The organism is Paenibacillus zanthoxyli JH29 (assembly GCF_000520715.1).
GTDB lineage: Bacteria > Bacillota > Bacilli > Paenibacillales > Paenibacillaceae > Paenibacillus_AQ > Paenibacillus_AQ zanthoxyli.
In genome coordinates, this window is record NZ_ASSD01000558.1 from 1 (window position 1) to 6,346 (window position 6,346).

The window sequence follows — 6,346 nt, forward strand, 5'->3', positions numbered from 1 at the left end:
ACCCTGCGGATATTTTTTACCCAAGTCGATAACCCGGTTCCAACCCAACTCGAACTTTTCACGAATCGTTCTGCCTTGCAATAATCCTTCACGCACATACTCTCCGTTAAACGTGACAATTGCTTTGTACAACTCGTTCACAATATCTTCTTTACTTTGGAAATAGTGATAAATGCTCCCCGTCGATACGCCAGATTCCTTTGCGATTAGCGCCATCGAGGTCGCCTGTAATTCCTTCCGAATAATGATGTTAAGTGTCGTTTCCAAGACAACTCGCTGCACCTTGTTGTATTTCTCAAACATTCGGCTCCTCCTTTCTCACTTCAAAATCGAACGTTCATTCTAAATTAGAATACACCTAATGCGCTCTTCAGTCAATAAAGTTGATGATGTATGCTGTGATTGAAAGAACTAACTTTTTCCCTTTATGTTTGTTTTTCGTAACGTTTTTATCCTCATTGTAGTAGCAGGATGACCAATCAATAAAATTCCCCAGCATCCGTTTCGAAATGACCGGTAAAGAGTAAGCTTGCTCAATTTCGGAACACCCAATCAATTCTCGGGGATGCACGACCGCTATCCCAGCGTGGTTTGCCATCTTTCAATTTACACAGATACATCGTTTGGACACTCTTGCCCGCTTACATACGCTTGAGAAGTCATGACGTTTTTCCTTCTTTCAATCGAAGGGACTTCCGTTTGTATGTAAGCTATTGGCCAAAGAACCATGAATTTAGCCAGAACATATATTTAAAAACAGTAATAGTTCATCTGCTGATAGACTACCACTGTTTTCTAGTGTTTTAATTTTGAGAAATCCAGCCGATTGCGTTATTTTGTTTTGGGGCCTTTATCACCTGCGGCTGGCTGAATAAGCTCAATCAGATTGCCTTCCGGATCCTTCACGTATGCAAAGCGGGCCCCAGGACGAACTGCATCCGCTGGAGGAGAGACACTAACAGCACCTGCAGCGAGGATATCCGAATACACCTTCTCTAGATCTTTCACATAAAGTGCCCAATGAAAATAACCTTGTGTGCCAGAAGCGTCAAATGGATCTTTAAATTTCTGAGGTTTAGATTCACCACGTTCAATGAGCTCGATTTTCAGCCCGTCGGGAGCACGAAGGATTACTGATCTAATTTTCGCCTCGGGCATCTCGAAATGTTCTTCTTCCTCAACAAGACCCAAGGCTTTACCGTAGAAGCGGCGCTGAGCATCAAGGTCGGCGACCGAAAGGCCCACATGGTCAAAGGTGAATGTACCTTCTGTAGCATTATTCACTTTACTCGCCCCCGTTGTTTTAGAGTCTGAAGCTTGATTTAAACCACATCCTGCCAACGCTATAACCATCAAAATTACACTTACAAGAGAAAACCCCGTCTTTTTTAACATACATTTCGTTCTCCTTTTAAATGAATATTATTTTTCGCAGCCCTGTCCAAATCTATCCCCCTCTTTTCTACTGACTTCGTCGCCTCCACTGCCAAGCTGGTTTCTTTTTGAATAGTGAAAGGCTCAGACATGAGGGCATTTAACGGAAACCTTAATATTTTCACGGTCTTGAAGTGAGAGTTGCAAATCCAAGGAAGAACAATTGATAAAATATACGACCTGGATGTTTTGTCTTAATAGCAGCTTGTAGGGCAGAACGATGTGCGGCCAAATGACGTTTTCTAACGCCATGACCGAGTTCATGGGCGATTTCGAAGTGACGATATGCTTCTTCCCACTTCCCTTGGATGGCGAGATTTTTGCCAGTTTCCATTTCTTGTTCAAAGAGATCCAAGTTCTTTTCCCCCATGTTCTTATCTTCTTGTTAATGGATGTTCAACAGGAAGCCACCGATTTAGGGATAAAGTCATGACTTACAATCCTAGTTGCATGTTGCGCGTTTCATATAGGCAATTCAAACCATTGGGGTCGTTCTCCACCTTGTAACTCACAAAGCGTTCAGCTTCATCCGAAGTCCGAATACGCAGAGGCTTTTCCTCTAGACGTGTCAATTCAAGCACGACTTTAGCCACAGATTCAGGAGATTGAGGGTCGGCGTTGACTGAACCAAAAGTCGAGATGAATGCATCGAATACCGGTTTAAATTCATCCTCAGGAATTCCGCCATTTGCAGCAATTTGGGACATAACCGTATTGCTAAAATTCGTATTGATAGCCCCAGGTTCAATAAGCGTAACGTCGATATTGAAATAAGGCTTATAATACGTGGCCAAACTCTCAATTAAACCCTCAAGAGCAAATTTACTGGCGCAGTATACCTCATTCAGAGCTTGACCAACTAAGCCGCCAATACTTGAGGTGGCGACGATATGTCCACCGCCTGTTTTACGCATTAAAGGGAATGCCTCCCGGATGGTACGAATGACGCCATAGACATTGGTATCAAAGACTTCTTGGACATCTTTGATTTCCGTCTGGTTCAATGCTTTCACGTATCCGAAGCCCGCATTGCAAAAAAGTAGATCCAACCGACCATGATACTGATCAATGGTTTGGATCGCATGTTCAATTGTATCTTGCTTGGTAACGTCAATATTCACGAAGTTAAGGTTTCCGTGGATGTATTTTTGTTGATCTCTTTCAATATTCCTTGTTCCAGCATAGACAGTCCAGCCTTCTGCCGCGAATAATAATGCGGTTGCCAACCCGATTCCGGACGATGCACCGGTAATACAGATTACTCTGCTCATGAGTATCACTACATATGTTTAGTTTTTATACTGTTTAATAACTAAACAATAATGCATTCCTACTGCTTTGTCAACACACTGCTTGCGAAAAGTTTACAGCGGAAGCTTACTCAAAAGTTTACTTAGGGTAACGATTTCATCATTTGAGTACACATCGAACATTTTTGCAATTTGCTCATGATATTCGTTAAGGACTGAATTCGCTAAAACATGTCCTTGATCGGTCACCCGGATCTGTAAGCTTCTACGGCTTGTGGGGTGAGGATGGCGAGAAACAAGTCCTTGCTTTTCCATTTTATCTAGCAACTGCGTAATAGCTCCACGTGTTACGCCAACTTCTGAAGCAATATCCATCGCAATGTATTCAGGATGTTTTAGAAGCAATTCAAGTGTAAACATCATTACGGGAGAAACGTCATATCGAAGAAGCACCCTATTCAATACTCCGGTGAGTGCATTTTTAATATCACGCATCTGATAGGATAATAATTGGTATGATTCCATATAAACACACCTTTTCTGACAAATGTATACTCTGGGAAGATTCTCAAAGCTGCTATTATTGTACCATTCCCTATTTTCGGATAAAAAAGCAACTCGGTAAACAGACTATAAAATAATATTGGATTAAAAATCAAGTTTTTGTGTGAACTCCGATAGTCTTTGCATCATGCTCCACGTAGCCTTCCGCAGCATTTTTTTTCACAGCTTTTATATCTTTAAGAGGAGGCAGGCCGAAAAGTCTTCGGTATTCTCGGCTAAATTGGGAGGGACTTTCATAACCAACCTCCAGGGCCGCAGTTGTTGCATCCATAGAACCGCTCAGCATGAGGCGTCTTGCTTCCTGAAGCCGTAGTAGCTTCTGATACTGTAAAGGCCCCATCGTAACAACATCCTTGAACTTATGATGGAGCCCCGAAACGCTCATGTTGCTTGATTTTGCGAGCTCCTGGACGCTAAATGAGCGGGCGAAATTTTCTCTTATCCATGAGATGGCTTTGCCAATTCCGTCAGCTTGTTGGTCAAAAAACACCTGTTGGTAAAATAAGTGTCCATAGTCCCCTGACAATAAATTAAAAATCATTTCACGCTTAATGAGTCGTGACAGAAAACGAGCTTCTTTGGGTTTGTCAATAAGTTTGAGCAATCTGATAAATAAGTTTAAAAGGTCGGAATCGGATCTCCCAATGAATACGCCGGGATTCAGCTTTTTATCCTTGGGTTTAACGTTAATTTCAGCCTCCATTACCACAGAAGCGATTTCTTTCGTCGTAATATCAATATGAAGACCAATATATGGGGTTTCTTTTGTTGCGCCGATAACTTGTGCAGTTGCAGGCATATCAATTACTGAGGCCAAGTAATCGCCAGAGTGATAATAAATCATGTTTTGCCCAAGATGTAGTTTCTTTGTCCCTTGAAGAATAAGACAAAATGAAGGAGTCAAAACACTTGGATTCAATGGGGTTTGATGACTTTTTCGGATAATGGAAAGAAACGGAATTATCGTTTGCGTGCTTCCCTCTACGTTGGTTATCCTCTCTGTCATCGTAATAATTTGATCCAATGCCTTTTGATGAGTTGAGATGTTCTCTTTAAATAAAGTATCGAGTTTCTGCTTCGACATTTATGATTACCTCCTTTTTATAAGTCTTTTGGATGCGGAGATTCCACCTATTTATGAATTTTTTCGTTCCATCGTTATCAATAGTATACATTCTTCTCGGCGCAACATCATACAGTCGAATGATGAAAATTATAGCCTTTTGCAGCTTTAGGCAAGGTTTTTGCAGAAACAGTCTATTTCGCTTTGATCGTATTTATTATCCCATTTGTTGTGAAACACTTCCCTACTAATGTTGCACAAGGGGAGAAATTCGATGTCTTAGGAGCTATATTATTCTCCTTAGCAGTAGGCATTCTGGTGCTAGGTATCAGCCTAAATCCTTATCTTTTAATAATTGCTGTCCTGATGTTTCTTGCGTTTTCATTCCACATACGCGGAAAGAACGCACCTTTTATCACCATCTCTTTACTCGCTAAAAAAACTACAGAAATTCCTTGCTCTCTGTATTTGCAGGCACATCTGCATATCCGGCCGCTTTATTTTTATTGCCCTTGGTTCTAAAACAGGGCGGTAACTTGCAAGCAAGCCTGATCGGCATCGTCATGTTCCCAGGCGCACTGATTGGTTCGTTGTTCGGCCCTTACATGGGAGCACTTTCTCGCAAGTACAATGGCAGGATCATTATCCTAGCTGGTCATGGTTTTATGATTCTGGGAGCACTGCTTATGGCGGTTTTGCAAGACATGCCCATCGGCATTGGGATAGTCATGTTCATCTTTGCGCTCGGCTATACCACATTAGTATCATCCGCTGCCAATGTTGTGCCATCGACCTTGAAAAAGACGGAGATTGGTATCGGGATGGGACTCTTCACGCTTTTAAGTATTTTAGGAGGTGCATTTGGTCCTTCTATTTTAAGTCGATTTTTATCCTTCAATACTAACTTTACAATCTCCTTTATCATTGTCATCGTTATGTCAGTTATCGGCATTTTTCTAATACTCGCAACGCGAGCAGATAATTCCCAAGATGATCTAAACAGGCATCCGGCCAATGGCTTAAGGTGAATTTAGGGATATCCCAGTGTACGTAGGAACGTATCAAAAAGGCCTTTCCGCAGCGCAAGACCCTAGTGCACCTGATCGTGAAGAGGATCACGCTGGACGACAGGAAGCACATCGGCAGCGTCGAGCTCGCCTTCAACGAGGAGACCGAAAAGCATTTTTTAAGCTTAACCCCTTCCGCTGAACCAATAGCGCAAGGGGCTTTTCCTTTATCCGACACTTTGAGCATTCTGTTACCCTGCACTATGACAATGTCATACTCTGGCTGATTCGCACCTTACTGTACAGATACATCAAAGTCACACCATGCAAACAATATTACCGCTAAATTCGTTTTACTGTAGATCCTCAAAAGAACCGGATCCCGCTATCAGTGACTTTTTGGCCTTGACATGCGTTCCATGAACAAGGCTACCCTGCGCCTGCTCAAAAATCGAATCATTTGACCCATAAGGTAATTGTTACGGCCATCGATGATATAGCTGCGTCCCTGATCAATCCCGCGAAATCCGGCCTGTACAACCTTCTCCGGGGTCGAGAGTTTTTGGCCCGCCCCCATTTCCTCACTGCCGACCGCATCGAAAAACCCCGTCTCGGTTGCACCTGGGCACAGTGCGAGCACGCGAACGCCTCGCCAGCGCGTTTCCGCCCATAGCGCCTCAGAGAAGGACAATACAAATGCTTTGGTCGCCCCGTAAACTGTAGAATAAGCACAAGGCATAAACGCGGCCATCGAAGCCACGTTAACGATGACTCCGTCCTTTCGCCTCAGCATATCGGGCAGCAACCGATGCGTAAGATCGACTAACGCAGCCGTGTTCAGCATAATCTCTTCCTGCTCGCGCTCCGGGTCTATTTCTTCGAAACGGCCATAGGTGCCAACGCCTGCGTTGTTGATGAGAATATCCACGGACAAGCCCAGTTCGGAAATTTGTTCGGCCAGTTGACGCGGGGCATTCGCTTTAGACAAATCGCAAGTGAGCGCATAAGCCTGTACGCCGTACTGGCGG

General features: G+C 43.4%; 8 protein-coding genes. 1 reads left to right on the forward strand and 7 read right to left on the reverse strand.

Annotated elements, in window-relative coordinates; translation table 11 throughout:
- The 6 genes from L691_RS0121965 to L691_RS0121995 all read right to left on the reverse strand — a co-directional run.
- Positions 1 to 303 (reverse strand): TetR/AcrR family transcriptional regulator (locus L691_RS0121965; protein WP_025692460.1); only part of this gene is annotated, 303 nt, incomplete at its 3' end.
- Between the two features lie 528 nt (positions 304 to 831).
- Entirely contained in the window at positions 832 to 1,395 is a 564-nt protein-coding gene (locus L691_RS29795; protein ID WP_025692462.1) for a VOC family protein, read from the reverse strand.
- Positions 1,396 to 1,555: 160 nt separating this feature from the next.
- Complete coding sequence (locus tag L691_RS31530; RefSeq protein WP_084654380.1) at positions 1,556 to 1,804, reverse strand: DUF3703 domain-containing protein; 249 nt, start codon at positions 1,802 to 1,804, stop codon at positions 1,556 to 1,558.
- Between the two features lie 64 nt (positions 1,805 to 1,868).
- Complete coding sequence (locus L691_RS0121985; protein ID WP_025692464.1) at positions 1,869 to 2,705, reverse strand: SDR family oxidoreductase; 837 nt, start codon at positions 2,703 to 2,705, stop codon at positions 1,869 to 1,871.
- Positions 2,706 to 2,798: 93 nt separating this feature from the next.
- The gene (locus tag L691_RS0121990; RefSeq protein WP_025692465.1) at positions 2,799 to 3,209 is read right to left on the reverse strand and encodes a MarR family winged helix-turn-helix transcriptional regulator; all 411 of its coding nucleotides are present in this window, start codon (positions 3,207 to 3,209) and stop codon (positions 2,799 to 2,801) included.
- Positions 3,210 to 3,339: 130 nt separating this feature from the next.
- Positions 3,340 to 4,332, reverse strand: coding sequence for an AraC family transcriptional regulator (locus tag L691_RS0121995; protein ID WP_025692466.1), 993 nt, complete (start codon positions 4,330 to 4,332; stop codon positions 3,340 to 3,342).
- A 434-nt stretch (positions 4,333 to 4,766) separates the two neighbouring features.
- Between L691_RS0121995 and L691_RS0122000 the strand changes: the two genes are divergently transcribed.
- Positions 4,767 to 5,339, forward strand: coding sequence for an MFS transporter (locus L691_RS0122000; RefSeq protein ID WP_084654382.1), 573 nt, complete (start codon positions 4,767 to 4,769; stop codon positions 5,337 to 5,339).
- Between the two features lie 367 nt (positions 5,340 to 5,706).
- Here the strand turns inward: L691_RS0122000 and L691_RS0122010 are convergent.
- The coding region (locus tag L691_RS0122010) for an SDR family NAD(P)-dependent oxidoreductase (RefSeq protein ID WP_025692468.1) at positions 5,707 to 6,346 on the reverse strand (640 nt) is incomplete at its 5' end.